Source organism: Streptomyces sp. NPDC036813, assembly GCF_055609245.1.
On sequence record NZ_JBVJPV010000002.1, the window covers coordinates 1 to 25,589 of the forward strand.

At 73.7% G+C, this 25,589-nt stretch carries 22 protein-coding genes and 1 pseudogene; 12 read left to right on the plus strand and 11 right to left on the minus strand.

Features of this window, described 5'->3' with window-relative positions; translation table 11 throughout:
- Window positions 1-181: 181 nt before the first annotated feature.
- Window positions 182-1,768 (minus strand): acyl-CoA mutase large subunit family protein, encoded by a 1,587-nt coding sequence (locus ACZ67Q_RS04060; RefSeq protein WP_471176074.1) that lies wholly within the window; start codon window positions 1,766-1,768, stop codon window positions 182-184.
- 102 nt (window positions 1,769-1,870) lie between these two features.
- On the opposite strand from ACZ67Q_RS04060, the gene ACZ67Q_RS04065 reads away from it, so the two are divergent.
- Together ACZ67Q_RS04065 and ACZ67Q_RS04070 are read left to right on the plus strand one after the other, a co-directional pair.
- Entirely contained in the window at window positions 1,871-2,557 is a 687-nt protein-coding gene (locus ACZ67Q_RS04065; protein WP_471176076.1) for a TetR/AcrR family transcriptional regulator, read from the plus strand.
- A gap of 204 nt (window positions 2,558-2,761) precedes the next feature.
- Window positions 2,762-3,157, plus strand: coding sequence for a VOC family protein (locus tag ACZ67Q_RS04070; protein ID WP_471176079.1), 396 nt, complete (start codon window positions 2,762-2,764; stop codon window positions 3,155-3,157).
- On the opposite strand, the gene ACZ67Q_RS04075 is transcribed toward ACZ67Q_RS04070, so the two are convergent.
- Complete coding sequence (locus tag ACZ67Q_RS04075; protein WP_471176082.1) at window positions 3,154-4,776, minus strand: amidohydrolase; 1,623 nt, start codon at window positions 4,774-4,776, stop codon at window positions 3,154-3,156. The genes ACZ67Q_RS04070 and ACZ67Q_RS04075 overlap by 4 nt on opposite strands.
- A 113-nt stretch (window positions 4,777-4,889) precedes the next feature.
- Window positions 4,890-5,513 carry a TetR/AcrR family transcriptional regulator gene (locus ACZ67Q_RS04080; RefSeq protein WP_471176084.1) on the minus strand — a complete coding sequence of 208 codons (624 nt, stop codon included), beginning with the start codon at window positions 5,511-5,513 and terminating at the stop codon, window positions 4,890-4,892.
- 150 nt (window positions 5,514-5,663) lie between these two features.
- Here ACZ67Q_RS04080 and ACZ67Q_RS04085 point away from each other — a divergent pair, with 150 nt between their 5' ends.
- The 4 genes from ACZ67Q_RS04085 to ACZ67Q_RS04100 all read left to right on the plus strand — a co-directional run bounded on the left by ACZ67Q_RS04085 (window position 5,664) and on the right by ACZ67Q_RS04100 (window position 10,638).
- Window positions 5,664-7,112 (plus strand): purine-cytosine permease family protein, encoded by a 1,449-nt coding sequence (locus ACZ67Q_RS04085; RefSeq protein WP_471176087.1) that lies wholly within the window; start codon window positions 5,664-5,666, stop codon window positions 7,110-7,112.
- Complete coding sequence (locus ACZ67Q_RS04090) at window positions 7,109-8,194, plus strand: C45 family autoproteolytic acyltransferase/hydolase (protein WP_471176089.1); 1,086 nt, start codon at window positions 7,109-7,111, stop codon at window positions 8,192-8,194. Before ACZ67Q_RS04085 ends, ACZ67Q_RS04090 begins: the two co-directional genes overlap by 4 nt.
- Before the next feature lie 308 nt (window positions 8,195-8,502).
- Complete coding sequence (locus ACZ67Q_RS04095; RefSeq protein ID WP_471176091.1) at window positions 8,503-9,561, plus strand: right-handed parallel beta-helix repeat-containing protein; 1,059 nt, start codon at window positions 8,503-8,505, stop codon at window positions 9,559-9,561.
- 48 nt (window positions 9,562-9,609) lie between these two features.
- Window positions 9,610-10,638: a methyltransferase gene (locus ACZ67Q_RS04100; RefSeq protein WP_471176094.1), complete on the plus strand. Its 1,029-nt coding sequence runs from the start codon at window positions 9,610-9,612 to the stop codon at window positions 10,636-10,638.
- Window positions 10,639-10,711: 73 nt separating this feature from the next.
- Here the strand turns inward: ACZ67Q_RS04100 and ACZ67Q_RS04105 are convergent, their stop codons facing one another.
- Complete coding sequence (locus ACZ67Q_RS04105) at window positions 10,712-11,848, minus strand: SchA/CurD-like domain-containing protein (RefSeq protein ID WP_469931196.1); 1,137 nt, start codon at window positions 11,846-11,848, stop codon at window positions 10,712-10,714.
- Window positions 11,849-12,038: 190 nt separating this feature from the next.
- Here ACZ67Q_RS04105 and ACZ67Q_RS04110 point away from each other — a divergent pair, with 190 nt between their 5' ends.
- Both ACZ67Q_RS04110 and ACZ67Q_RS04115 read left to right on the plus strand, forming a co-directional pair.
- Window positions 12,039-14,423, plus strand: a complete 2,385-nt coding sequence (locus ACZ67Q_RS04110) for a molybdopterin oxidoreductase family protein (RefSeq protein WP_471176098.1) — start codon at window positions 12,039-12,041, stop codon at window positions 14,421-14,423.
- Entirely contained in the window at window positions 14,420-14,911 is a 492-nt protein-coding gene (locus ACZ67Q_RS04115; RefSeq protein ID WP_471176101.1) for a hypothetical protein, read from the plus strand. The genes ACZ67Q_RS04110 and ACZ67Q_RS04115 overlap by 4 nt, the downstream gene beginning before the upstream one ends.
- On the opposite strand, the gene ACZ67Q_RS04120 is transcribed toward ACZ67Q_RS04115, so the two are convergent.
- The 5 genes from ACZ67Q_RS04120 to ACZ67Q_RS04140 form a co-directional block, all read right to left on the minus strand.
- Window positions 14,908-15,426, minus strand: a complete 519-nt coding sequence (locus tag ACZ67Q_RS04120; protein WP_471176103.1) for a hypothetical protein — start codon at window positions 15,424-15,426, stop codon at window positions 14,908-14,910. The two genes, ACZ67Q_RS04115 and ACZ67Q_RS04120, sit on opposite strands and share 4 nt — an antisense overlap.
- On the minus strand, window positions 15,423-16,229 hold the full coding sequence (locus ACZ67Q_RS04125) for an SDR family NAD(P)-dependent oxidoreductase (protein ID WP_471176106.1): 807 nt from the start codon (window positions 16,227-16,229) through the stop codon (window positions 15,423-15,425). The genes ACZ67Q_RS04120 and ACZ67Q_RS04125 overlap by 4 nt, the downstream gene beginning before the upstream one ends.
- A complete protein-coding gene (locus ACZ67Q_RS04130; protein WP_471176109.1) occupies window positions 16,222-16,989 on the minus strand; it encodes a polysaccharide deacetylase family protein in 768 nt (255 codons plus the stop codon). The genes ACZ67Q_RS04125 and ACZ67Q_RS04130 overlap by 8 nt, the downstream gene beginning before the upstream one ends.
- Entirely contained in the window at window positions 16,986-17,885 is a 900-nt protein-coding gene (locus ACZ67Q_RS04135; protein ID WP_471176112.1) for a DMT family transporter, read from the minus strand. The genes ACZ67Q_RS04130 and ACZ67Q_RS04135 overlap by 4 nt, the downstream gene beginning before the upstream one ends.
- A 172-nt stretch (window positions 17,886-18,057) precedes the next feature.
- Entirely contained in the window at window positions 18,058-18,909 is an 852-nt protein-coding gene (locus ACZ67Q_RS04140; RefSeq protein WP_471176115.1) for an SDR family NAD(P)-dependent oxidoreductase, read from the minus strand.
- 307 nt (window positions 18,910-19,216) lie between these two features.
- Here ACZ67Q_RS04140 and ACZ67Q_RS04145 point away from each other — a divergent pair, with 307 nt between their 5' ends.
- A complete protein-coding gene (locus ACZ67Q_RS04145; RefSeq protein WP_471177661.1) occupies window positions 19,217-20,317 on the plus strand; it encodes an MGDG synthase family glycosyltransferase in 1,101 nt (366 codons plus the stop codon).
- A gap of 70 nt (window positions 20,318-20,387) precedes the next feature.
- Window positions 20,388-21,662, plus strand: coding sequence for a cytochrome P450 (locus ACZ67Q_RS04150; protein WP_471176118.1), 1,275 nt, complete (start codon window positions 20,388-20,390; stop codon window positions 21,660-21,662).
- A gap of 163 nt (window positions 21,663-21,825) precedes the next feature.
- Here ACZ67Q_RS04150 and ACZ67Q_RS04155 read toward each other — a convergent pair.
- A pseudogene (locus ACZ67Q_RS04155) lies at window positions 21,826-22,221 on the minus strand (AAA family ATPase); the annotation flags it as partial.
- A complete protein-coding gene (locus ACZ67Q_RS04160; protein WP_471176121.1) occupies window positions 22,140-22,625 on the minus strand; it encodes a DUF1360 domain-containing protein in 486 nt (161 codons plus the stop codon). The pseudogene ACZ67Q_RS04155 and the gene ACZ67Q_RS04160, both read right to left, overlap by 82 nt.
- Window positions 22,626-22,839: 214 nt before the next feature.
- On the opposite strand from ACZ67Q_RS04160, the gene ACZ67Q_RS04165 reads away from it, so the two are divergent.
- Together ACZ67Q_RS04165 and ACZ67Q_RS04170 are read left to right on the plus strand one after the other, a co-directional pair.
- A complete protein-coding gene (locus ACZ67Q_RS04165; RefSeq protein ID WP_471176123.1) occupies window positions 22,840-24,075 on the plus strand; it encodes a polysaccharide pyruvyl transferase family protein in 1,236 nt (411 codons plus the stop codon).
- Window positions 24,076-24,133: 58 nt separating this feature from the next.
- The gene (locus tag ACZ67Q_RS04170; protein WP_471176126.1) at window positions 24,134-25,588 is read left to right on the plus strand and encodes an FAD-dependent oxidoreductase; all 1,455 of its coding nucleotides are present in this window, start codon (window positions 24,134-24,136) and stop codon (window positions 25,586-25,588) included.
- Window position 25,589 lies beyond the last annotated feature (1 nt).

The window sequence follows — 25,589 nt, forward strand, 5'->3', positions numbered from 1 at the left end:
CCCTTGGCGTGCTGTTTTTCGACGGCGCGCTGCGAGCCGGCGTGCGTCGCTTCCTCGATACGGCGCTGCAGATCCGCGAGCTTGCCCGCGGTCGTACGGATGTCGATGTCGTTCACTTCTCGCTCCACCAGGACTTTCTCTCGCTCCACCGGGTGCTCTCGCCGCACCGGGACTTCGCTGATCAGAACGTGTCGTGCGGGACGTGCACGCCCCACACGTCACGCAGGGCGTGCGACACCTCGCCGACGGTGGCGCGCAGCCGCAGCGCCTCACGCATCGGGGGCAGCACGTTGTCCGTGCCCCGTGCGGCCTCCCGCAGGTCGTCGAGGGCGCGCTCGACGGCGTCCTTGTCGCGCTCCGCGCGCAGCACCGCGAGGCGTTCGCACTGGTCGATCTCGATCTGCGGGTCGACGCGGAGCGGTTCGTAGGGCTCTTCCTCGTCGAGGACGTACTTGTTGACCCCGACGACGGTGCGCTCCTGGTGGTCGATCTCCAGCGCGATGCGGTACGCCGACTTCTCGATCTCCGACTTCTGGAAGCCCTGCTCGATCGCGGCGACCGCACCGCCGCGGTCCTCCACGGCCTGGATCAGCTCCAGGGCGGCGGCTTCGATGTCGTCCGTCATCGACTCCACGACGTAGGACCCGGCGAAGGGGTCCACCGTCTTGGTCACGTCGGTCTCGTAGGCGATGACCTGCTGCGTGCGCAGGGCGAGGCGCGCCGCCTTCTGCGTGGGCAGGGCGATGGCCTCGTCGTAGGAGTTGGTATGCAGGGACTGGGTGCCGCCGAGGACCGCGCCGAGGCCCTGGAGGGCGACCCGGACCAGGTTCACCTCGGGCTGCTGGGCGGTGAGCTGCACACCGGCGGTCTGGGTGTGGAAGCGCAGCATCTGCGACTTGGGGTTCTTCGCGCCGAACTCGTCCCGCATGATCCGCGCCCAGATGCGGCGGGCGGCGCGGAACTTGGCGATCTCCTCCAGCAGCGTCGTCCGGGCGACGAAGAAGAAGGACAGGCGGGGCGCGAAGTCGTCCACGTCCAGACCGGCCGCGAGCGCGGCGCGCACGTACTCCTTGGCGTTGGCCAGGGTGAAGGCGATCTCCTGCACGGGCGTCGCCCCGGCCTCAGCCATGTGGTAACCGGAGATGGAGATGGTGTTCCAGCGCGGCAGCTCCCTGTGGCAGTAGCCGAAGATGTCGCTGATCAGCCGCAGGGACTGCTTCGGCGGGAAGATGTAGGTGCCGCGGGCGATGTACTCCTTGAGCACGTCGTTCTGGATCGTGCCGGTCAACTGGTCTCCGGAGACGCCCTGTTCGGCCGCGACGAGCTGGTACAGCAGGAGCAGGGTGGAGGCGGGGGCGTTGATCGTCATGGACGTCGACACCTTGCCGAGCGGCAGGCCCTGGAACAGGGTGCGCATGTCGTCGAGGGAGTCGATGGCCACGCCGACCTTGCCGACCTCGCCGCGGGCGATCGCCTCGTCGGAGTCGTAGCCCATCTGGGTCGGCAGGTCGAAGGCCACGCTCAGGCCGCCCGTGCCCGCCGCCACCAGCTCGTGGTAGCGCTCGTTCGACTCCTTCGCCGTGCCGAACCCGGCGTACTGCCGCATGGTCCACGGGCGGCCGGTGTACATCGTCGGATACACGCCCCGGGTGAACGGGAACCGGCCCGGCGCGCCGAGCCTGTCGTCCGCGTCGGCCTGCGACAGGGCCGGTCCGTCGTAGACCGGCCGGATCGGCAGACCGGACTCGCTCTGTGCCACGGAATCCACGCCGGGACCTCCTCTGGTACTCGATATACATTAAACGGTACTCAGTACCGTTCCCGGGGGCAAGAGCCGTCCGGCCCCCGGGACGGGAGAGGATGTGGGGTCATGAGCAAGCCACCCGCGCGGATCCGACTCGCGGACGCCGCCTTCGCCCTCTTCGACGAGCGCGGATACGAGCAGACCACCGTCGACGACATCGCCGAACGGGCCGGACTGGGACGCACGACGTTCTTCCGGCACTACCGGTCGAAGGAAGCGGTGATCTTCCCCGACCACGACCGGCTGCTCGACCTGATCCGGGAACGGCTGGCGACCTCCAGCCACCGCACGGCGCTCGTCGCCGTCTCCGACGCGGTGCGCCTGGTGCTGCTGCACTACATCGAGGAAGGGGACCTCGCGCGGCGGCGATATGCCCTGACCAGCAAGGTATCCGCGCTGCGGGACCGGGAGATCGCCAGTGTGGCGCGCTATCAGCGGCTGTTCCGCGAGTTCATCGCGGACTGGATGGGCGACCCCACGACGGCGGCGTCACTGCGGGCGGAACTGATGGCGGCGGCCGTCGTCGCGGCCCACAACCACGTGCTGCGCCGCTGGCTGCGCGGCGAGTCGGCCGACCCCGTCGCGGAGATCGACGAGGCGATGGGCGAGGTGCTCGCCCTGTTCCCGGCACCCGCGACGGACGGGAACGGCCCCGAGGCGGGTACGACGGTCGTCGCCTTCCGCAGCGGACAGGACCTCGACGCGCTGCTGCCCGCGCTGCGGCGACTGGTCGAGGGCGGCCCGGTGAACTGACGAGGGGCCGTACCGCGCACACGGCAGCAGGCCGTCGGATCCGGCGCGATGAGCGGCCCGGTGCCATCGTGAGGCGCCGGAGCCGCTGCGCGGCGCCGGACGGTTGCTTCCCGATCAAGTCACTTCGATGTACTGGTCGAAAGGGTCCCGGAGGTGTGAGCGGGCGGCCTACGCTGAGCCCCGTCCGTACGATCTGGGGGAAGCATGACAAGCAGGTTCACCGAGTTGGTCGTCGACTGCCACGATCCGGAGAGGCTCGCGGCCTTCTGGTGCGAGGTCCTGGACTTCACAGTGATCGACCGGAGCGAGGACAAAGTCGAGATCGGCTCCTGGGTGCCCACCGCCGAGGATGTCCGGGCCCGCCAGATGCCGCCCACCCTGGTGTTCATCCGTGTGCCCGAGGGCAAGACCGTCAAGAACCGGCTTCATCTCGACGTCAGCCCGATCGACGGCAGCACCGAGGACGAGGTCACCAGATTGCTCGGCCTCGGCGCCACCAGGACGGACGTTGGTCAGGGTCCGGACCGGAACTGGGTGGTCATGGCCGACCCCGAGGGCAACGAGTTCGACGTCGTGCGCACCCTGATGCCGCTGGACTAGAGGTGCGTGCTCCGGTGCGTCGGACGGCCGTCCAGCACCGTGAGGACGACCGGCAGCTCCGGCAGGTCCGTGGCGGCCGTGGTGAGGGGGCTGTCGGCGAAGACCGTCAGGTCGGCGCGGTGGCCCACGGCGAGCAGACCGGCACTGTCCTCCTCGCCGGCCGCGTAGGCGGCGTTGACCGTCATCGCCTGGAGCGCCTCCAGAGCGGTGAGCGCCTGCTCCGGGCCGTGCGGCGGCTGGGTCAGGTCGCGGGTGGGGCGCCGGTGGCGGGCGCCGGCCATTACGGTCAGCGGGGGATAGGGGGCGATGGGCCAGTCGGAGCCGAGGACGACCCGCGCGCCGGCGTCCCACAGGTCGCGGCAGCGCCAGGCGCGGGCGGCGCGTTGCTCGCCGAGCCGGCGCGACCAGTTGTCGGTGTGGTCGGCGCGGGTGAAGTCGCAGCAGTGGGTGGGCTGCATGGAGGCGATGACGCCCAGCTCGGCGAAGCGGCGCACGGTGTCGTCCGGGACCGTCTCGATGTGCTCGACGCGGTGCCGTACGGCGGGGCCCCCGGCGGTGCGCGCCTCGCCGACGGCGTCCAGGACGTGCCGGACGGCGGCGTCGCCGATGGCGTGGGTGGCCACCGGCACCCCGGCGCGGTGCAGCTCGCCGACGACCCGGGTGTAGGCGGCGGGGTCCGGCCAGAACGCGTGCGTCGACTCGCCGTGGCAGTCGGGCTTCTCCAGCCAGGCGGTGCCGTTGTCGATGGTGCCGTCCATGAAGATCTTCACGCCGTCGACCCGCCACAGCCGGCCGCCGGTGCCCTGTTGTGCGATCAGCGCGCGCACCCCGTCCTCGTCCGTGCCGGGTTGGCACCAGGGCGCCACCCGCAGCCGCAGTGGCAGCTCACCGGACTCGTCCAGTTCGCGGTAGAGGTCCAGGCTGTCACCGCCCGCGTCCATGGCGTGGCCGCCGGTCAGTCCGGTTGCGGCCATCGCGCGCAGGGTGGCCGCGAGGCGGGCGCGGCGCTCTGGACGGGTGGGCTGCGGGGCGGCGCGCTCGACGAGTTCGCAGGCGGCGTCCTCCAGCAGTAGTCCGGTGGGGCGGCCCGAGGCATCGCAGACGACCTCGGAGGCCTGGTCGAAGGTTCGCGGCCCGTCGACGCCCGCGAGCTCCAGCGCGCGGCGGCTGGCCAGCGCGGAGTGCGCGTCGAAGAGCAGCAGCAGGGCGGGTACGCCGTCGAGGACGGGGTCGAGCGCGGCGGCCTCGACCGGACGGTCGCCGAAGACGTTCGGGTCCAGGCCCCAGGCGTGCAGCCAGGCCCCGGGCGCGAGACGGGGCACCTCACGGGCCAGGGCCGCGCGCACCTCGGTGAGGTCCGTGCAGCCGGACAGGTCCAGGCCGTGGGTGAGTTCGGCGCCGGAGACCGGGTGCAGGTGGCCGTCGGTGAGGCCGGGCGTGACCACGGCGCCCTTGAGGTCGATCACCGTGGTGGTGGAGTCCGCGAGGGCGCGGATCTCCCGGTCGTCCCCCAGGGCGGTGATGCGCCCGTCGGCCGCGGCGAGCGCGGTCTGCGGCAGGAAGGCGCCGGTGACCGGGTCGAGCAGACGACCGGAGAGCAGGACGAGGGACGTGCGCACAGCGGCTCCAGGGAGTACGACGGGCAGGCCGCCCCGGGGGCGGCGGACGGGGGATCGGGTTGCGGCCCGGAGCCGCGGTGGGACAGGACTGCGGGGTCCCGCAGACGCCAGGTTCAGCTCAACGCGCCGTGCGGGAGCCCGAGTTCGCGTTCCGCGGTCGTCGCGGCCAGGCGCACGATCGCGGCGGGCCGGTTCGTGGTGTCGGTGTTGGCGTGGGCGCCCAGGCCGTCGAGCACGACCAGGATCTGGATGGTGGCGACCAGGGGGTCGTCGGTGCGGAACTCGTCCGCGTCCACGCCCTGCCGGATCAGGCCGGCCAGCCGTTCGCGCCACGCGGCCTCCTGCACGGCGACCTGTTCGCGCAGCGGGGGCCGGTAGCGGCTGAGGTGGCGGGCGTTGATCCACAGGCGGCTGATGGAGTCGTAGTCCTCGCCCCTGGTGCGGGAGAGGAAGCGCGCCAGCCGCTCGGTGGGGGTGCCGTCCTGCGGCCCGTCGGGCAGCAGTGCGTCCAGTTCACCGGTCGCGGCGCCGGCGAACGCCTCGGCGACCAGGTCCTCCACAGCGGGGAAGTAGTGGCTGATCAGTCCGGGCCGGACGTCGAGCTCCTCGGCGATCCGGCGCAGCGTGATGGCCTCCAGCCCCTCGGACAGGGCGACCTCGGCGGCCGCCGTGACGATCTCCGCGCGCCGGGCGGCGGGGTCCTTGCGAACTCGTGTGCGCTGAACGCTTGACGGCATACCCCGGATGCTATTGAGTGTGCGACCAATAAGCAAGCGGTGGCCGGGCGAACAGGCCGCCGCACCTTCCGAGCGGTACCCGCGGCCTCGAAGCGGGCCCGCCCACGGCCCGACGAGCGGGCCCCGCACCCCAGCACGTGGAGTGACCTGATGGCCTCACTGACTCCCAGACCGTCCACGGACACCGACGACCGTCCCCACGACCCGGCCCCGTCCACCGGCCGCGTCGAGGCGCACGGCGTCGACCACATCCCCGACAGCGAGCGCCGCGGTCGCCCGCGCGAGCTGTTCCCGGTGTGGGCCGCGGCCAACGTCAACTACCTGTCCCTGCTGGTCGGCGGCGCCCTGGTGCTGATGGGACTGACCCTGTGGCAGGCCCTGGCCGTGATCGTCGTCGGCAACCTGTTCTGGGCCCTCACCGGCCTGCTCGCGGTGTCCGGGCCGGCCGCCGGCGCCCCCAGCGAGGTGATCACCCGCGCCCTGTTCGGTGTGCTCGGCAACCGCGTGAACAACGCGGTCACCGGCTGGATGATCTCGGTCTGCTACTTCGCGCTGAACCTTTCCTCCGCCGCCGTGGCCGCCTTCGCCCTCATCGAGAAGGCCGGCCTCACCGCGACCACCCCCGTCAAGATCGTGACCGTGATCGTCATCGCCGCGCTCACCCTCGCGATCAGCATCTACGGCCACGCCTTCATCCTGCGCGTGTATCTGCCGATCACCCTGGCCCTGAGTGCCGTCTTCGCCGTCGTGGCCGTCGGGGTCGTGCGACACACCGACTTCGCGTACACACCGCAGCAACCCCTCACCGGCACCGCCCTGTGGGCCACCCTCATAGGCGGTGTCACGATCATCGCCTCGGGCCCGCTGTCGTACACCACCAGCGCCGACTTCTCCCGCTACCTGCCGCGGGCCACCTCGGCCCGGGCCGTCGCCGGCTGGACCGCCCTCGGAGGCTTCCTGCCGAGCGTCGTGGTGTGCTCGCTCGGCGCGTTCGCCGCGACCGCCGTCGACATGAGCGACCCGCAGACGGGCCTGGAGGCGGTCCTGCCGGGCTGGTTCACGCCGGTCTTCCTGTGCGCCCTGGTGCTCGGCACCATCGCCATCAACGCCCTGACCGGCTACAGCGCCGGCCTCGCCCTGCAGGCGGTCGGCCTGCGCATCCGCCGGACCATCAGCGTCCTTTTCGACGGCACCGCCGCCGTCGCCCTCACCCTGTACGCGCTGCTGGTCTCCGACTTCCTCGACACCGTCAGCCAGGTCCTGCAGCTGACCGTCATCCTGCTCGGCCCCAGCATGGCCGTCTACGCCACCGACATCGTCCTGCGCCGCAACCGCTACGACGGGCTAGCGCTGATGGACGAGACCCCGGCGAGCCCCTTCTGGTACCGGGGCGGCGTCAACCGGGCCGGGGCCGGCGCCCTCGCCGCCGGCGTCACCGCCGGGGCCCTGTGCGTCGACACCCTGTACACCGGTCCCGTGGCCGGCGCCCTCGGCGGCATCGACCTGTCCCTGCCGGCCGGCATGATCGTCGCCGCCGTCGTCTACGGACTCGCCATGCGCCGCTCCGCCGGCGTGCGCGCCGCCCGGGAGGTGGCATGAACCGCCCCGAGGTCATGGACATCACCGGGGACACCCCCAAGCAGCGCGGTCATGACCGCGGTCGGCTGGCCCGCGCCGGGATCGCCCGCTCCTGGGTCGTCTACGACCGGCTCTTCACCACCGTCGCGGCACAGCACGGGCGCACGATCGACGTCCCGGCCCTCGCCGAACGCTCGGCCGAGGCGACCCGGGCCTGGGCGCCCGGCCTCGTCGAGGAGATGGAAGGCGTCGCCGAGGGCGCCGGAGTGCCGTTCCGGGTCGTCGCAGCGCTCAACGCGCGCACCGAGATCCTCGCCGAGGCCGGCGCCCCGCGCACCGGAGAGTGCTCCACGCTCGTCCGCACCGGCACGCCCACCACCGGAGGCCAGTGCTGGGACTGGCACGAGGAGCTGGCCGACGCCTGGCACGTCCAGACCGTCACCGGCGGCGCACACGGCTTCGCCGGCATCACCGAGCACGGCATCCTGGCCAAGATCGGCGTCAACGACGCAGGGGTCGGCGTGCTGTTCAACATCCTCGGCCACCACGACGACGGGGTCGGCGGCGTGCCCGTCCACCTGGTCGCCCGGCAGGTGCTGGGGGAGGCGGGCTCCTTCGAGGAGGCCCTCGCCCTGCTCGCGGACGCGCCCGTCTCCGCCTCCACCGCCCTCACCGTGGTCACCGCCGACCGGGCGGCATCCGTCGAGCTGAGCCCGGCCGGCTGCGCGGTCGTCCACCCCGACGCGGAAGGGTGGCTGGTGCGCACCAACCACTTCCTCGCGCCCGGCCCCGCCGAGGGCGAACTCCGCGGCCGACGGGAGCCGGAGACGTACGACCGCCACCGCGTCCTCAGCCGGCGCGTGCGCGGACGTGCGGCCCCCGCCGGCCGAGGCGAACTGGCCGAGCTGCTCACCGTGCACGGTGACGACGACGGCGCCCAGGTGTGCTGCCACGCCCCGGACGGCGGGGAGCTGGGCACCCGCTGGGCGACGCTGGCCACGGTCGCGCTCGACGTCGCCGGGCGGCGGCTGGCGGTGCACAAGGGCGGACCGTGCGGTGCGGGACCCGTCACCTGGACGTCGGTCACCGTGGCGACACGCTGACCGCAAGCCCCCCGGGTCGGCACGGGACGGGGGCGGCGCGACAGACGGCGTGGACGGGCGGCGGCGCGGGAACGGGCGGGCGGCGGCGCGGGAAACGGTCTGGGCGGGGACGGCGCAAGAAGCCGCGCCGGACGAACGTGGGCGTGACCGGCGGTGTCGGACGGACGGGAGGGGCCGGGAGACACGCCACCGGACGGGTGAACGGTGGTGCGGGACACGCCACCGGACGGGCGATCGGCGGGGCGGGACACGCCACCGGACGGACGAACGACCGGTCCCGCGCCCAAGTCGGTCATACCGTGCCACATATGATGAAACGCCACTTCTCCTACCTGGCCTGCACCGCCGTGCTCGCCGGTGCCGGAATCGGCGCGGCCCCGCCCGCGCCCCAGCCGCACACGCACGTGGTGCATCCCGGGCAGTCCATCCAGAAGGCCGTGGACACCGCGCGTGCCGGGGACACCGTGCTGATCGCCCCCGGCACCTACCACGAGAGCGTCACGGTGCGCACGGCCGACCTGACCCTGCGTGGCATGGGCCGCGACACGGTGATCAAGCCGGCCACCAAGAAGGCGACGACCAGCTGCGCCGCCAACGGCAACGGCATCTGCGTCATCGGCAACAAGAACCACAACCTCAAGGGCGTCACCGTCGCCTCCCTCACCGTGACCGGCTTCCCCAAGAGCGGTGTCTTCGCCATGGCCACCGACGGGCTGACGGTGCGCCGGGTCAGCGCCGTGAAGAACGGCGTCTGGGGCATCGCCCAGGAGCGTTCCGTGCGCGGCGTGTTCGTGCACAACACCGCCCGGGGCAACGGCGACGCCGGCCTGTTCCTCGCCAACACCATCACGCGTGAGGCAGGTGCGACGAACACCCAGGGCACGGTCGTCGAGTACAACCGGCTGCAGGACAACCGGATCGGCGTCACCGTGCGCCGGCTGCGCAACCTGACCGTCGCGCACAACGGCATCAGCGGCAACTGCGCGGGCGTCTTCGTCGTCGGCGACGAGAACAAGCCCAAGGCCGGCGACCTGACGGTGGCCGACAACCGCATCGCGCAGAACAACAAGTCCTGCCCCAAGACCGAGCGGCTGCCCGCCCTGCAGGGCTCCGGCATCGTGCTGACCGGCGCCGAGAAGGTCCTGGTGACCGGCAACGAGGTCACCGACAACTCGGGCGCCTCGCCGCTGTCCGGCGGCATCGTGCTGTTCAAGAGCATGGTGGGCGCCACCAGCGAGCGGAACACGATCCGGGACAACAAGCTGTCGGGCAACTCCCCGGCCGACCTGGTCAACGCCGACACCGCCAAGAACAACACCTTCACGGGCAACACGTGCGCGGCCTCCCGGCCCGCGGGCCTGTGCTGATCCCTGGACGCGACGCCCGGTGAATCCGGACAGGAAGGAAGGCGGCGCATGACGACCGCACAGACCGCCCCACCGCCGCCCATGCGGCTGAGGGAGCTCGTGTTCGGGGCGGCGTGCGCCGCCGCCCTCCGCGCGGCCGCCCGGCTGGGCGTCGCCGACGCGCTGGGGGACACCCCGACGGCCGTGGAGGACCTCGCGGCCGCCGTGAAGACCGAGCCCAAGCCGCTGCGGCGCCTGCTGCGGGCCCTGACCTGCTACGGCGTCTTCGCCGAGCAGGCCGACGGCACCTTCGCGCACACCGAGATGTCCCGGCTGCTGCGCGAGGACGACCCGCACAGCCTGCGGGCCATCACCCTGTGGTGCACCGAACCGTGGACCTGGGACGCCTGGCCCCTGCTCGACGAGGCCGTGCGCACCGGCCACAACGTCGTCGAGGAGCTGTACGGCAAGGAGTTCTTCACCTATCTCCACGAGGACGCGCCGGAGTCGGCGGCCGTCTTCAACCAGGCCATGACGACCTCCAGCCGCCAGTCGGCGCAGGACGTCACGCGACTCCTCGACCTGTCGGGGAGCACGTCGGTGGCCGACATCGGCGGGGGCCAGGGACACGTGGTCGCCGGCTTCCTGGAGAAGTACCCGGCGATGCGGGGCACCCTGCTCGACCTGCCGGGCGTGGTGGAGAACGCCGACCCGCGGCTGCGCAAGGGCGGCGCCCTCGCCGACCGGGTGGAGATCGTCGCCGGCGACTGCCGGGTCGCCATCCCGGTGAAGGCGGACGTCTACATCATCAAGAACATCCTGGAGTGGGACGACGAGAGCACCGCGCGGTGCCTGCGCAACGTCGTCGAGGCGGGCGGTCCGGGCGCCCGGGTCGTGGCGATCGAGAACCTCGTCGACGACACCCCGTCGATGCGGTTCAGCACCGCCATGGACCTGCTCCTGCTGCTGAACGTCGGCGGCGCCAAGCACACCACCGACAGCATGGTGCGCCGGCTGACGGCCGCGGGGCTCGTCATCGACGACATCAGCCCCGTCAACCCCTATCTGCACGCCTTCGACTGCACCGTGGCCGGCTGACCGGCGGGCCACCCGGCACACGACGGAGGCGGGACCGCTCGGGTCCCGCCTCCGTCGTCTGCGTCGGCCCGCGTCACTCCTGCGGCGAGCGGCGGTCCGTGATCGGCTCCATCCGGGCCAGCGCCACGACGTGCCGCAGGTCCACGCCGTCGGCCACGGCGCCCTCGCCGTCCAGCAGCGTCGTCAGATCCGCGACCTGCCGGGCGTCGGTGAGGCCGAGGACCCGGGCGGGGTCGGCGTCCAGACCGCCGCGCACGTCGAGCAGCCGTACCACGATCTCGTCGCGCTGGAAGATCGTGCTGCGCAGGACCGGGCTCTTCGGGTCCTCCGCCGCCGCCTCGTCCCGCTGCGCGAGCAGCTCGGCCAGCCGCATGCCCTCGCCGGGCCGCGCCGGGTAGTACAGCGCGTGCCGCTCACCCTCCGCCTCGCGCAGCCCCTGGTCCGTGGTGACATGATGGACGGCCGGCAGTCCGGCGCGGGTGAAGAACACCCGCGCGGAGTCCGGGTCGTCCAGGTCCCGGTCCTGCTCCAGATGCGGGTTGATGGCCTCCTCCACCGCGCGCACCTGCGGCTGGCGTGCCACGTGCCGCAGCGCCGCGAGCAGGTCGCCGCGCACCTCGATGGCGCGCACGACCCGGTTGCCGTGCATGAACAGGGACGTGCGGCACAGCCGGGTGGTGTCGTCCACGCGCGGCTCCGGCGAGGCGTAGTCGGCGAGGATCTTCGCGACGACCTCCTCGGTGCCCGGCTTGACCGTGAAGGTCAGCGCGTGCCGGATGATGCCGTCGCCGATCCGGGGCGAGGCCTGCAGCGTGGCCGTGGGGGCCGCGACGGCCGGCTCGGACCCGGTCTCGCGTACGACGTGGAAGCGCAGCGAGCGGGTGTCCCGGACGCAGCCGTGCAGCGGCCGCACCATCCGCACGTGCTCCTCGCTGTTGACCCAGGCGAGGAAGGGCGGGGCGCTCTCCCACTCGCTCGTGATGAGCCACTGCGAGGGGTTCTCGATCGACTGGCACAGCTGCTCGCTGACGTGCCCCGGCACGGACGCGACATGGCTGCACAGCTGCTCGTAGGCCTCCAGGAACTGCTGCTGGGCGCCGTCGTTGACGTCCACCAGCAGGACGACCCGCAGTCTGGAGCCGTCGAACACGGACTGGGAGACCCGCTGCGACACCTGCCGCGCCGGCGGTCGTTCTGAGGTGGTGGTCATCCTGCGCACGTCTCCTTCGCGGGACAGCGGAAAACGGGGAACCTGCGTCCGATCCTGGGCCGCTCCCACCGCCGCCGCGACTCGTGCGGACCACGCGGGTGAGTGCCCGGGGCGGCGTTGATCCCAAAGGTTGAGGAGAAGGTCCCGCAGGGTACTCGCCGCCCGTCCCACCCGCCCGCGGAGGTGTGCCGTGTCCCGACCCGCAGACCGTGTCCAGGACCCCTGGGGGGCCCGGACCCCCTACGCGCCCGGCAGCCCCTGGCCGCAGCGCACCGACCAGCACCTGGCCGACGGGGTCACCGAGGACCAGGTGGAACGCTGGGTGCCCGCGGCCTCGGTGCTGCACTCCAACGGCGACGCCATGGACATCGCCGTGGCCCGGGGCAGGATCGTCGGAGTGCGGGGCCGGACCGGTGACCGGGTCAACCGCGGCCGCCTCGGCCCCAAGGACCTGTACGGCTGGCAGGCCAACAACTCCGCGGACCGGCTCACCCGCCCCCTGGTACGTCAGGGCGGGCGGCTCGTGGAGTGCGACTGGGGCGCCGCGATGGAGCGCATCGTCGCCCGCAGCAAGGAGCTTCTGGACGACAAGGGGCCCGGTTCGATCGGCTTCTACACCACCGGCCAGCTGTTCCTTGAGGAGTACTACACCCTCACCGTGCTGGCCCGTGCCGGGATCGGCACCAACCACCTCGACGGCAACACCCGGCTGTGCACCGCCACCGCCGGAGAGGCTCTGAAGGAGACCTTCGGCTGCGACGGCCAGCCCGGCTCGTACGAGGACATCGACCACTGCGACACGCTCGCGCTGTTCGGGCACAACATGGCCGAGACGCAGACCGTGCTGTGGGCGCGGGTCCTGGACCGCCTGGACGGTTCGGCGCCGCCCCGCCTGGTCTGCGTCGACCCCCGCCACACGGCGGTGGCCCGGCGGGCCGAGATCCACCTCGCCCCGCGCCCCGGCACCAACGTGGCCCTGCTCAACGCCCTGCTGCACGAGATCATCCGCACCGGCCGCATCGACCGCGACCACCTCGAACGCCACACCGTCGGCTTCGAGGAACTGGCCGCCGTGGTCGAGCCGTGCACCCCGCGCTGGGCCGCCGGCATCTGCGACGTACCGGCCGCCGCCATCCAGGGCGCCGCCGAGATCCTCGGCGGCGCCGAACGCCTCACCTCCACCGTCCTGCAGGGCGTCTACCAGTCCCACCAGGCCACCGCGGCCGCCGTCCAGGTGAACAACCTCCACCTGATCCGCGGCATGCTGGGCCGCCCCGGCTGCGGGCTGCTGCAGATGAACGGCCAGCCCAGCGCCGAGAACACCCGCGAGTGCGGTGCCAACGGCGACCTGCCGGGCTTCCGCAACTGGCAGAACGACGAGCACGTCGCCGAGCTGGCCCGGCTGTGGAACGTCACCCCCGAGACGATCCCGCACTACGGGCCGCCCACCCACGCGATGCAGATGTTCCGCTACGCCGAGCAGGGTTCGATCCGGATGCTGTGGATCTCCGGCACCAACCCCGCCGTCTCCCTGCCCGAACTCGCCCGCATCCGCTCGATCCTCGGCCAGGAGCGGCTGTTCGTGGTCGTGCAGGACCTCTTCCTCACCGAGACCGCCCAGCTCGCCGACGTCGTCCTGCCCGCGGCGACCTGGGGCGAGAAGACCGGCACCCTCACCAACGCCGACCGCACGGTCCACCTCGCCGAGAAGGCCGTCGAACCGCCCGGCGAGGCCCGCCCCGACCTCGACATCTTCCTCGAGTACGCCCGCCGCATGGACTTCCGGGACAAGGACGGCGGCCCGCTGATCACCTGGCACGACCCCGAGTCGGCCTTCGCGGCCTGGCAGCGGTGCAGCGCCGGACGGCTGTGCGACTACACCGGCCTGAGCTACGACCGGCTGCGCGACGGGGGCATCCAGTGGCCGTGCACCTCCGACGCCCCCGACGGCACCGCCCGCCTCTACACCGACGGCTTCCCGTACGCCCACCCCGACGCCTGCGAGAGCTACGGCAAGGACCTGGTCACCGGAGCGTCCCAGGAGCCCGTCGAGTACCGCTCCCTCAACCCGGACGGCAAGGCGATGCTCAAGGCCGCCGAGTACGTCCCGCCGCACGAGGGCACCTCGCCGGAGCACCCGCTGCTCCTGATCACCGGGCGGACGGTCTACCACTTCCACACGCGCACCAAGACCGGCCGCGCCCCCGAACTCAACGCCGCCGCCCCCGACGTATGGGCCGAGATGAGCCCCGAGGAGGCGTCCCGGCAGGGCCTGGCCGACGGCGACCTCGTCCAGGTCACCACCCCGCGCGGCGCGATCCGCGCCCGGCTGCGCACCACCGCCATGCGCGACGGCACCGTCTTCGTGCCGTTCCACTACGGCTACTGGGACACCCCGCAGGGCCACCGCCCGCCGGACGACGGACCCGGCCGGGCCGCCAACGAGACGACGATCACCGACTGGGACCCCGTCTCCAAGCAACCGCTGTTCAAGACCGCCGCGGCCCGCGTCACCCTGGTCGCCCGCCGCGCCACCGCGGAGCGCGCCCGCACCGAGGCAGGGAGCAGGACATGACCGGCATCAGCGTGACGCTGCGCACCCTGCACAACGGGGAGCGCGACCTGGAAGAGGCCCTGCTGGCCGCCGCCGAACGGCACCGCACGGACCACGAGTTCCACCATGTCGCCATCGACTGCGCCCGCTGGTCGCGCGAGCACAGCACCCGGCTGGCCGCCCTCGGCCACCACTACGGCCTGGACCTGCCCGGCCCGCACGACCACCCCACACCCGGCGCCCTTGCCACACTGCGCGAGAAGGCCGCCGAAGCGCTCGGCCGGCGCCCCGAGACCGGGCTGCTGCTCCTGCACGACCTGCGCGACCTGCACCTGGCCGCCGGCCGCAACTCCGTCCACTGGGAAATGCTCGGGCAGGCCGCACAGGCAGCCCGGGACGAGCGGCTGCTCGAACTCGTCTCCTCCTGCCATCCCCAGACGCTGCGTCAGATGCGGTGGACAAACACAATGATCAAGGTGCTGTCCCCACAGCTGCTGCTGAGCACCTAGTCGGTACGTCCACGCGTGAAGGTCTCCCCGGTCTGCCGGGCGCGGAGGTCCTCCAGGGTGCGCTGCTGGCGGGCGGCGCGTTCCAGGAGTTCGTCGAGCCGGGCGGCGTCCAGGCGCGGTTCGACGTCCGTGAGGCGGCGCAGCGACTGCCAGCCGGACGCCTTGCCCTCCACCGCCAGCCGCAGCAACTCCAGCTCCAGCAGGGTGCTCAGCGGGGAGCGGCGCACCAGGCGGCCGTTGGTCTTGAGCCGGCCCGCCTTCTCGCCGAGCCAGCCCGCGTACGCCTTGTACCGGCGCACCGGCACGTCCACCGCCCGCATGATGTCCACGAGGCTGCGGCGGTCCTGGTCGATCTCGGCGGCGACCGGACGCAGCGCCGCGCCGAGCGTGGTGCCCCGCTGAGCACGCGTCAGGTAGCGCACGCGCTCCACCCCGGCCGTGGCGCCCGCGAGGTGGTCGTTGAGGTAGATGCCGAGCAGATCCCTGTCCACGGCTTCGGACGGTCGGTCGTTCATCGCTCCTCCTCACGAGCGCCGGTCCCGTGCCCCGGTTCGGCCATCCTGCGGTGCACCGCGGCCTTGGCCGCGTCGGGCAGGACCTTGTCGGCCACGCCCTGCGCCTTCGTCTTCACAGAACCGGTGACCACCTTCCTGCGGCCCTTCATCACCGCCTCGAACGCCTGCTCGGCGACCTGCGCGGGATCGTCCTTGCCGGCGCTGCCCACCCGCGTGTCCGCCATACCGGCGCGGCGGAAGAAGTCGGTCTCCGTGGGCCCGGGCAGGAACGACGTGACGGTGACACCGGTGTCCTTCAGCTCCTCCTGCAGCGCCTGGGCGAAGGACTGCACGAACGACTTCGAGGCGTTGTACACCGGCTGGAACGCGCCCGGCATCATCGCCGCGATCGACGACGTGAACAGCATCCGGCCCACCCCGCGCGCCACCATCTGCCGCAGCAGCGGCTTGGCCAGCCTGACCGTCGACGTCACGTTCAGGTCGATCACCGCCTGGTCGGCGGCCAGGTCCGTGTCCACGAACGCGCCGCCCTGCCCCACCCCGGCGTTCAGCGCCGCCACGTCCACCTCAAGACCGGTCGTGGCGGCGACGAGCCGGTCCACGCCGGCCGGGTCCCGCAGATCCGCGCGCACGGCCCGCACCGAGGCACCCGTCTCCCGCAGCCGCTGCGCCGCGTGGTCGAGACGGTCGTCCTCGGCGTTCACCAGCAGATCGAAGCCGGCCTGCGCGAACTGCCGGGCGAGTTCGAACCCGATGCCGCTGGAGGCCCCGGTGACCAGGGCGAGCGGCCGTGTGTCAGTCATGCCGACCAAGTAACCGTGCCCCGCCGCGCCAACCGTCCGGCACTCCGTGTTCGGCCAGCGGCCCCACCGTCAGGCCCGCCTGCCGGCAGCCGGTGACGATGTCCGGGAGCGCGTCGAGCGCGGCGCGCCAGCAACCGGGGGCGGAGGTGACGTCGGAGTCGTGCAGCAGGATCGTGCCCCCGCCGCGCACCTGCGCCGTCACCGTCGCCCGCACCGAGGCGGCCGTCGCGTCGGCGGTCCAGTCCCGGCCCCAGGCGCTCCACAGCACCGGCCGCAGCCCGGCGGCGCGGGCGGCCGCCCAGCGCCCGGAGGTGAGGATCCCGTACGGCGGGCGGTACCAGCGCGGACGGCATCCCGTCAGCTCCCGCACCGCCGCGACGGCGGCCCGCACGTCCCGGGCGTCGCGCACCGGGGTCGGCAGCCAGGGGCGGGCGTGGGCCCAGCCGTGCACGGCGACCTCGTGCCCGCGGCGGACGGTCTCGCGCAGCACAGTCGGGTGCGCCGCCGCCCGCGCGCCCAGCACGAAGAACGTCGCCCGCACTCCCAGCTGGTCCAGCGCGTCCAGGAAGCGCGGGGTGGACACCGGGTCGGGCCCGTCGTCGAAGGTGAGGGCGACGTGCCCCGGACGGCCCACCCCGGCCAGCCCCGGCAGCCAGCGTCGTCGCGGCCCCGGCAGCCAGGTGCCGGCGGGTCCGATGTGCCCGAGCGCCAGTCCGACGGCGCCCAGGACGGCCGTACGGCGGAGGGCGGCGGGGTTCATCGGCGCTTCGCCTCCTCGTTCGGTTGCCGGGGGCTGTCCCAGGCGCCGGAGACCGATGGTGCCCGTGCCAGGCCCACGCTGCCCAGGCCGATCAGCGTCACGCCGATCAGTTCCGGCACGATCCGCACGCCGAGCAGGATGTGCTCCTGGAACAGGGCCCAGCCCAGTGCCACGCTGGTCAGCGCGTCGCCCAGGGTCAGCGCGGGCTGCGACGCCGCCAGCGTGCCCGCCCGCAGCGCCCCCTGCAACAGCACGAACGCCGTGAGCCCGGCGACGACGGTCGCGTACGGCGGCCACTGCTGCAGGACGGTGCCCACCCCCTGGGACAGCCGGCCCATGACCTCCTTCAGCAGGGCGGCCGTACACGCGAACGACACCGCCGACGCGAGACCCAGCAGGGCGGCGCGCGGCGCGCCCACCACCGTGCGGGCCACCAGGCCCAGCGCCACCACGACGCCGAGGGCGACCAACCCGGCCAGCAGCCAGCGCCCCGGCGAGGCGGTGGTGCGTGCCCCGGACGGCGCCGCCGTGGCCAGGAACAGAGCCAGGCCGGCCGCGAGCGCCGAGAAGGCGAGCCAGGTGCGCCGGTCGGGCCGGTGCCCGAAGACCATGCTGCCCACCGCCAGGGTGAACAGCAGCTCCGCGGTCAGCAGCGGCTGCACCAGGGACAGGCTGCCCTCGGCCAGCGCCGCCGCCTGCAACACCGTCGACGCGAGCAGCAGCAGCGCGCCGGCCAGCCAGTACGGCCGGCGCAGCAGCCGGGCGAACAGGCGCAGCGCCCCGCGGGCCCCGACGCCGTCCGCGGGCTCCTCGGCCGCGGCGCGCCGCTGGAACACGGACGCCGAGGCGTTGGACAGCGCGGCGAGCAGCGCGAGGACGACGGTGAGCGCGGTCACCCGGCGGTCTCCCACAGGCTCGGGCGGCGGCGCGGCCGGCGGCGCGTGCGCCGGCTCATCTGCTCATCCGAGTTCTGCGGCTCGTCCGAGGTCCGCGGCCCGCCGGAATTCCCTGGCTCGAGCGAATCCCACGGCTCATCCGAATGCCGTCGGCTCATCCGCGTCCCACGGCTCATCCGAACCGGGCCGCGAGCCGCCGGTACAGGCCGGGTGCCATGCCGTGCACCCGCACGGGCAGCCGGAGCCAGCCGGGCACGTACACCTCGTCCAGGTCCCGGCGCACGGCCCGCCACACCGCGTCCGCCACCCGCTCCGGCGGGACCGGCCTGGGCCGCGCACGCCGGTAGGGCTCTCCCCGGCGTTCGAAGAACGGGGTGTCCACGACCCCGGGGATCACATGGCTGACGCGCACCCCGCTGCCGTCCAGCTCGTAGCGCAGCGCGTCGGCGAAGACGCCGAGCGCGGCCTTCGCGGCCGAGTAGACCGCCTCGCCGCGCACCCCGACGGCGCCCGCCAGGGAGCCGACGAGCACCACCCGTCCGGACCCCGCCCGGACCATGTGCGGCACCATCTGCCGCACCAGGCCGATGGTCGCGGTGAGGTCCACGTCGATCACGTCCTGGATGGCGCGCGGGGGCATGGTGCGGAAGTCGCCGGCCCAGCCGATGCCCGCGCCCGCCACCAGCAGGTCCACCCGGCCGGTGCGGTCCAGCACGAAGTCGGCCAGTCGCCGGTCGCTGCCGGGCGCGGTCAGATCCGCGGGGAAGACGGCACCGGACGCCTGCCCGGCGACGCGCTCCAGACGCAGCATGTCGCGGCCGTTGAGCACCAGGTACCAGCCGCCCGCGGCGGCCAGCCGGCGGGCGACGGCCGCGCCGATACCGGACGACGCGCCGGTCACCACCGCCACGCCCCGGTGCGCGCGCCTGCCGTCGGCGCCGAGCAGCCCGGGATCGGCGACCCGGCCCGGCACGCCCGCGGGCGTCTGGTGGGTGGATCGGGCGCTGAGCGGGGCACGGGGCATGTCAGGTGACCTCGAAGTGCGACGGAGAACGCCGGAGAGGAGTATCCCGTCTCAAGCCCGCCGAAACGCCCACCAACCGGGGCGCTCCGGGTGACACCGGGCCGTGAAGGCCCCCCCGACATGGCCGTTCGGGTAGCGGTGACCGCAGGGCGCCGGCGCGTGGCTGTCACGTGGCCGGGGCCCGCGGGTGGCCGGAGCTGCCCGGCCGTTTGGGTGTGGGCGGTGCGGGGGACAGCCGGAAGACGTGAACGACACCTCCAGCGCCGCCACGGGCGGACCCCGGCGCATCCTGGTCGTCAGCGCGAGCATGGGTGAGGGCCACGACACCGTGGCCGCCGAGCTCGTCCGCCGCGCCCGCGAGCGCGGCCACCGGGCCGACGCCGTGGACGTCCTCGCCCTGCTGCCGCACCCGCTGGGCGGGGTGGTGCGCCGGGGTTACCGGTCGTCCGTCCTGCACGCCCCGTGGGCCTACGAGGGCGTCTACCGCGCCCTGCTGCGCCGCGGCGACGGGCCCCGCCCCAGCGGGGTGCCGCTGGCCCGGCTCGCCGCCGGACGGTTCGTGAAGCGGGTGGAGCGCAGCGGCGCCGACGTGGTGGTGCCGGTGTTCCATCTCGCGGCGCAACTGACCGGCCATCTGCGCGAGCGCGGCCTGCTGCGGGTGCCGAGCACCGTGTGCCTCGTCGACTTCGCGGTCCACCGCCAGTGGCTGCACCCCGGAAACGACCGCTACTTCTGCCTCACCGAGCAGGCAGCCCGCGAGGTCAGCGCCGACATCGGCACCCCGGCCGAGGCGACCGGCCCCGTCGTGTCCCCCGACTTCTTCGCACCCGAGAACGACCGCCGAGCCGCCGCCCGGGACGGCACGCCGGCCCGTGCGGCCGGCTGGCGCGCGCGCTTCGCCCGGCACGCCCACGGCGACCGGCCCGTCGTGCTGTCCGCGGGCGCCTGGGGAGCCGCCTCCGGGCTGCCCGGCACCGCCCGGCTGCTCGCCCGGACGGGCTTCCTCCCCGTCGTTCTGTGCGGCCGCAACGAACGCCTGCGTGCCCGCTGCGCCGAGCTGCCGGGCGTGTTGACCCCGGGCTGGGTCGAGGACATGCCGGGGCTGCTGCACGCGGCCCGCGCGCTCGTCGACAACGCGGCGGGCCAGACCGCCGTCCAGGCCCTCGCCGCCGGGCTGCCCGTCGTCGCCCACCGGCCCGTACCCGGCCATGGCGCGGAGGGTGTGGCCCGGATGGCGGCGCTCGGCCTGTCCGACGCGGCCGCCGACGAAACGGCCCTGCTCGCTTCACTCGAACGGCTCACCGCCGACGGCCCGGAACGCGCCGAGCGCATCGCGCGCGGACGGGCGCTGTTCCGGCAGGACGTACTGGCCCGGGTGGCCGAGAGCGCCCGCCCGATACCGGCATGAGCCGCCGCGAGACACCGGTGTGATCACCGGGACGCGTGTTCCGGCGCGGCCACCGGGGCACCCGGCCGGCATGGACGTCAGCGACCGCCTCCGGTCCGACCGCTCGCTCACAGCCCTCACCCAGGGCTACACCTGGCTTCCCGGCCTGCTCCGCCACGCCCCCGGCGGCGCGGCGGCGACCCGCGTGCTGGGCCGCCCCGCGCTCGTCCTGCGCGGGCCGCAGGCGGTGCGGTTCTTCTACGACGAGGACCACGTCCACCGCTCCGGCGCGCTGCCGGGCCCCGTGCTCAGCGCCCTGTTCGGGCACGGCGCCGTCCACACCCTCGACGGTGACGCCCATCGCGCGCGAAAGCGGCTGTTCCTGCCCCTGTCGCACGGCGACCGGATCGCCGCCCTCGTCGAGCACGTGGTTCCCGCCTGGGACGACGCCGTACGGGACTGGAGCGCCGCGGAACAGGTGGTGCTGTTCGACGGGGCGGCCGAGGTGCTGACCCGCGGCGTGTGCCGCTGGGCGGGTGTTCCGCTCGACGAGGACGGTGGCGGCGCCCAGCGGCTCGCACCCGACCTGGTGGCGATGGTCGACGGCTTCGCCACCGCCGGCCCCCGGCACTGGCGGGCCCGCCGCGCCCGCAGCCGGCAGGAGAAGCGGTTCACCCGGCTGGTCGAGGACGTGCGCGCCGGACGCGCCGACGCCCCCGCGGGCTCCCTGCTGGCGGCCGTGTGCCGGCACCGCGAGGCCACCGGGGAGGAGCTGGACGCGCGCACGGCCGCCGTCGAGCTGCTGAACATCGTCCGCCCCACCGCCGCGGTCGCCTGGTTCGTGGCGTACACCGCGCACGCCCTGCACCGCTGGCCGCAGCACCGCGCGCGGCTGCGCGGCGGCGATCTCTCCGACGCGGCCGCCTTCGTCAACGAGGTGCGCCGCTTCTACCCCTTCGCGCCCTACCTCGCCGGCGTGGCCGTGCGTGACCTGACCTGGCAGGGGGCGGCGGTACCGGCCGGCGGGCTCGTCCTGCTCGACGTCTTCGGCCAGAACCACGACGCCGGGCTGTGGGGCGATCCCTACGTCTTCCGCCCCGAGCGGTTCCGCCGGCACGTCGTCGACCGCGACGAGCTGATCCCGCAGGGCGGGGGCGATCCCGCCACCGGTCACCGCTGCCCCGGCGAGGGCCTGACCATCGGGCTGCTCGAAGCGCTCGCCCAGCGGCTGGCCGCCCTCGAATACACGGTGCCGCCGCAGGATCTCCGGATCTCCCTGCGCCGCCTCCCCGCGAAGGTCGCCGACGGCTTCGTGATGCGGGACGTCCGTCTCCCGGTGGCACCGCGCCCGGTGCACGCCGCCTGAACTCACACGAAGCGTCCGCCGGCCGCCCCACCACGAACCCGCCCCGACCGTCGAAGCGCACGATGTACACGGCGTCGAAGCCGTCGGCGGCCCCCGCCCGGCTCGACCGCCGCAGCGGGGCGTGGACACCGATGCCGGGCACCCGCGCGCCGCCCGTGCGCGCGTCGTTGCGGCGCAGCGAGCCCGCGAGGTCCTGCGGGAACCAGTACGCGACGGCCCGTGCCCCGTGCGTCCGTGCCGCGGCCACCAGTGGACGCCACTCCTCGGGCGAGGGGTCGGTGTGGTCCACCACCACCGACCGCCCGGCGGCCGGCGCCTCCTCGACCAGCCGCATCCGCCGGGCCTGCTTGTGCCGGGCGGAGCGCGGGAAGCGGTCCTTGCTCACCAGTACACGGCCGTCGCTCAGATGCCCCTCGCAGAACGTCGTCTTCCCCGACGCCCGCAGCCCGACGAGCACGGCCGGCTCGGCCACCGCCCTCAGCCCTCGGCGTTCTGCTGCGCCCAGGTCCAGGCGTACTGCAGCCAGTCCGCGGCCGTGACGGCGGTCAGCCCCGCGCACACCAGCCGGGTGCCGCGCGGGGCGACGGCGTAGGAGCACACGAGCGCGCCCGCCACCCACGCCGAGGTGCAGAACGGGCAGGACACCAGGTCGCCCACGGCCCGCTGCGCGCCACCGCCGCGCGGCTCGTCCATCACCTCACCGGCCTCGCCCTGGCGGGTGCGCCGGGTGAACGGCGCCCGCAGAAAACTCGTGATCTTGTCCCGGGTGAGCAGCCTGGACGCCTTGAACACCGCCGTGCCCATGAGGGCCACGTCCCACGGCGGCACCCGCTCGGGCGGCCGCACACCCCGGCGGTGCGCGACGGCCGCGAAGAGTGCGACCCCCGCGGTGAAGGTCGTCGCGAGCGCGGCGTACCCCCCGAGGGGGACCTCGCCCTCTTCGTCGTAGCGGGGTGCCGTCATGAAAATCCTCCCTGGTCGGCCGGTCGGGCCGGGCCCGAGTGCCCCGCCGCGCGCGCGGCCACACGCGACCGCACACTGAACACATCGCCACGCCCTCGGGGTACCCGTGCGCGCGGGTGTGTTGTCCCCGGACGGCGCAGGCAACCCGGGGCCGACGGCACGACCCAGTACGCCCGGCGGCCTGTGCCCGCCGTCGCGTTCCGAGGAGGTCCGGATGACCATCACCGAGCCCTCAGCGCCCGGCCGGGGCGGCCCACGCATCGGCGTGCTCGGCTCCTACGGTGGCTTCAACACCGGCGACGAAGCCATCCTCACCTGTGTCCTGAGCTGTCTGCGCGCCCACCGTCCGCAGGCGAGGCTCGTCGTGTTCAGCCGCGACGCCGAGCACACCCGCGCCCACCAGAGCCAGGCCGACGAGGTCGTCGACTGGGAGGGCGTCCCGCAGAAGCCGGTCCTCGACGTGCTGGCCGGCCTGGATCTGCTGGTGCTGGGCGGCGGCGGCATCCTGTACGACGGTGAGGCCCGCCGGTATCTGCGTCTGGTCGGCGCGGCCCAGGCCCGGGGCGTGCCCACGTTCGCCTACGCGATCGGCGCCGGGCCGCTGCGCGAGGCCGACGACCGGGCGGCGGTGCGCACGGTGCTGCCGGCCATGGCGGACGTGGTGGTGCGCGACGAGGAGTCCCGGCTGGTCCTGGAGGAGGTCGGCATCGACCGCGACCTCACCGTCACCGCCGATCCGGCCCTGCTGCTGCCCCCCGAGCCGTTCACCGAACAGATGATGCGGCAGGAGGGCGTCCCGGCCGGTGTCCGGCTGGTGGGGATGTCGGTGCGCGAGCCGGGCCGGGCGGCGGAGAAACTCGACGAGGGCGACTACCACGCCCTGCTCGCCGACGTCGCCGACTTCCTGGTCCGCCGGCTCGACGCGCACGTGGTGTTCGTACCGATGGAGCGCCAGGACGTCCGGCACGCCCACGGCGTACTGTCCCGGATGACCGCGCCCGACCGAGGGCGTATCCTGCACAACTCCTACAGCCCCGGCCAGGTCCTCGGCTTCATGAGCCACCTCGACCTGGTGGTCGGCATGCGCCTGCACTTCCTGATCTTCGCGGCGCTGACCGGGCTGCCCGTGCTGCCGCTGCCGTACTCCGGCAAGGTCTTCGACTTCGCCCGCCGCCTGGGCGCGCCCGCGCTGGTCGGCGTGGCCCGCGAACAGGCCGGGCTGCTGCTGGCCGAGGTGGACCGGCTGTGGGACGAGTTCCCGCAGCGGCGCCCCGACTTCGACGAGCGGGTCCGGCAACTGCGGGAACGCTCACGCGAGACCTGTGCGCGCTGCGGCGCGCTCCTCGACACCCTCCAGGCCCTCCCGGCCGACCCGGCCGGCCTCGCCGGCGACGACCGCCTGGGCGCGGGCGACCCGCCGCCGCGGGCCCACACGGCCTTCCCGGTCTGATCTCCCGCCAGGCCGCCGCCCTGCCGAGCACCCCGGAACCAGCCGACGGGAAGAGGACATGCCCCTCCTGGAACCGCCCCGTGAACCCCGCACCGTCACCCTGCCCGCGCGCCCGGCACGGCACGGGGGCCGCACGGACGTCCTCGTCGTCGGCGGCGGGCCGTCCGGCACGGCCGCAGCCCACGCCGCCGCGGAGGCCGGCGCCGACGTCGTCCTGGTGGAGCGCTACGGCTTCCTCGGCGGCAACGCCACCGCCGCCCTGGTGATGCCGCTGATGTCGTTCCACAACGAGCAGAAGCAGGCCGTCTTCGACGAGGCCGGGCTGGACGGCCGGCTGCTGCCCTCCGACCACGGCGAGGGCGAGGCGGTCGTGGCCGGGTTCCTGTGGCGGCTGCTGGACCGGCTCACCGCACGCGGCGGCTGCATCCCGCCCTCCCTCGACACCGGCTACACCGTGCCCTTCGACCCGGAGACCTTCAAACTCGTCCTCCTCGACCTGCTCGACGAGGCCGGCGTACGGCTGCTGCTGCACTCCTTCGCCTCCGCCGCGCTGCCCCTGGACGACGGCTGGCGGGTGGTGTTCGAGACCAAGTCCGGGCCGGTGGTGATCGACGCCGACGTGGTCGTCGACGGCACCGGGGACGGCGACGTGGCGGCCGCGGCGGGGGCGCCGTTCGAGGTCGGGCGGCCCGAGGACGGGCGGGTGCAGCCGATGACGCTGATGTTCCGCGTCGCCGACTTCGACCCGGAGGGCTTCGCCGGGTACGTGCACGCCCACCCCGACCAGTGGCGCGGCGTGCACGGACTGTGGGACCTCGTGGAGGAGGCCACCAAGGACGGCGAACTGCGCCTCGCCCGCGAGGACATGCTCTTCTTCGCCACCCCGCACCCGCACGAGCTGAGCGTCAACAGCACGCGCGTCACCAGGGCCCTCGGCATCGACGTCTGGGACCTGACCCGCGCCGAGTGCGTCGCCCGCCGCCAGATGGAACAGATCGACCGCTTCCTGCGCACGCGGGTGCCGGGCTTCGAGAAGGCGTACACCGTGCAGAGCGGCACCCAGATCGGGGTCCGCGAGACCCGCCGGATCCTCGGCGACTACCACCTCACCGGCCACGACATCCTCGGCGCCCGCTCGTTCCCGGACGTCGTGGCGCACGGCGCCTACCCGATCGACATCCACAACCCGCGCGGCACCGGCACGGTGCTCAAACGCGTGCCGCGCGGCCGCTTCTACGACATCCCGCTGCGCTGCCTGCTGCCCCAGGGCACCGAACGCCTCCTGGTCGCCGGGCGCTGCATCTCCGGCTCCCACGTGGCGCACTCCTCGTACCGCGTCATGCCGATCGCCATGGCGACGGGCCAGGCCGCGGGCGCCTGCGCCGCCCTCGCCGTACGCCTCGGCCGCTCCCCGCGCAGGGTCCCCGCCGCCCTCGTCCAGCAGGAACTCCTCCGCCAGGGCGCCCGCCTGCAACTCCCGCAGGAAGGACGCGTCCAGGCGGCGGGAGGCTAGC

What these genes read in the sequence shown, in the direction of transcription:
- ACZ67Q_RS04100 (WP_471176094.1), top strand. Translation starts at nt 9,610, where the DNA reads ATGACGACCGCACAGACCGCCCCACCGCCGCCCATGCGGCTGAGGGAG.
- ACZ67Q_RS04105 (WP_469931196.1), bottom strand. Translation starts at nt 11,848, where the DNA reads ATGACCACCACCTCAGAACGACCGCCGGCGCGGCAGGTGTCGCAGCGG.
- ACZ67Q_RS04115 (WP_471176101.1), top strand. Translation starts at nt 14,420, where the DNA reads ATGACCGGCATCAGCGTGACGCTGCGCACCCTGCACAACGGGGAGCGC.
- ACZ67Q_RS04090 (WP_471176089.1), top strand. Translation starts at nt 7,109, where the DNA reads ATGAACCGCCCCGAGGTCATGGACATCACCGGGGACACCCCCAAGCAG.
- ACZ67Q_RS04085 (WP_471176087.1), top strand. Translation starts at nt 5,664, where the DNA reads ATGGCCTCACTGACTCCCAGACCGTCCACGGACACCGACGACCGTCCC.
- ACZ67Q_RS04095 (WP_471176091.1), top strand. Translation starts at nt 8,503, where the DNA reads ATGATGAAACGCCACTTCTCCTACCTGGCCTGCACCGCCGTGCTCGCC.
- ACZ67Q_RS04065 (WP_471176076.1), top strand. Translation starts at nt 1,871, where the DNA reads ATGAGCAAGCCACCCGCGCGGATCCGACTCGCGGACGCCGCCTTCGCC.
- ACZ67Q_RS04120 (WP_471176103.1), bottom strand. Translation starts at nt 15,426, where the DNA reads ATGAACGACCGACCGTCCGAAGCCGTGGACAGGGATCTGCTCGGCATC.
- ACZ67Q_RS04130 (WP_471176109.1), bottom strand. Translation starts at nt 16,989, where the DNA reads ATGAACCCCGCCGCCCTCCGCCGTACGGCCGTCCTGGGCGCCGTCGGA.
- ACZ67Q_RS04165 (WP_471176123.1), top strand. Translation starts at nt 22,840, where the DNA reads ATGACCATCACCGAGCCCTCAGCGCCCGGCCGGGGCGGCCCACGCATC.
- ACZ67Q_RS04150 (WP_471176118.1), top strand. Translation starts at nt 20,388, where the DNA reads ATGGACGTCAGCGACCGCCTCCGGTCCGACCGCTCGCTCACAGCCCTC.
- ACZ67Q_RS04145 (WP_471177661.1), top strand. Translation starts at nt 19,217, where the DNA reads ATGGGTGAGGGCCACGACACCGTGGCCGCCGAGCTCGTCCGCCGCGCC.
- ACZ67Q_RS04170 (WP_471176126.1), top strand. Translation starts at nt 24,134, where the DNA reads ATGCCCCTCCTGGAACCGCCCCGTGAACCCCGCACCGTCACCCTGCCC.
- ACZ67Q_RS04125 (WP_471176106.1), bottom strand. Translation starts at nt 16,229, where the DNA reads ATGACTGACACACGGCCGCTCGCCCTGGTCACCGGGGCCTCCAGCGGC.
- ACZ67Q_RS04080 (WP_471176084.1), bottom strand. Translation starts at nt 5,513, where the DNA reads ATGCCGTCAAGCGTTCAGCGCACACGAGTTCGCAAGGACCCCGCCGCC.
- ACZ67Q_RS04140 (WP_471176115.1), bottom strand. Translation starts at nt 18,909, where the DNA reads ATGCCCCGTGCCCCGCTCAGCGCCCGATCCACCCACCAGACGCCCGCG.
- ACZ67Q_RS04070 (WP_471176079.1), top strand. Translation starts at nt 2,762, where the DNA reads ATGACAAGCAGGTTCACCGAGTTGGTCGTCGACTGCCACGATCCGGAG.
- ACZ67Q_RS04160 (WP_471176121.1), bottom strand. Translation starts at nt 22,625, where the DNA reads ATGACGGCACCCCGCTACGACGAAGAGGGCGAGGTCCCCCTCGGGGGG.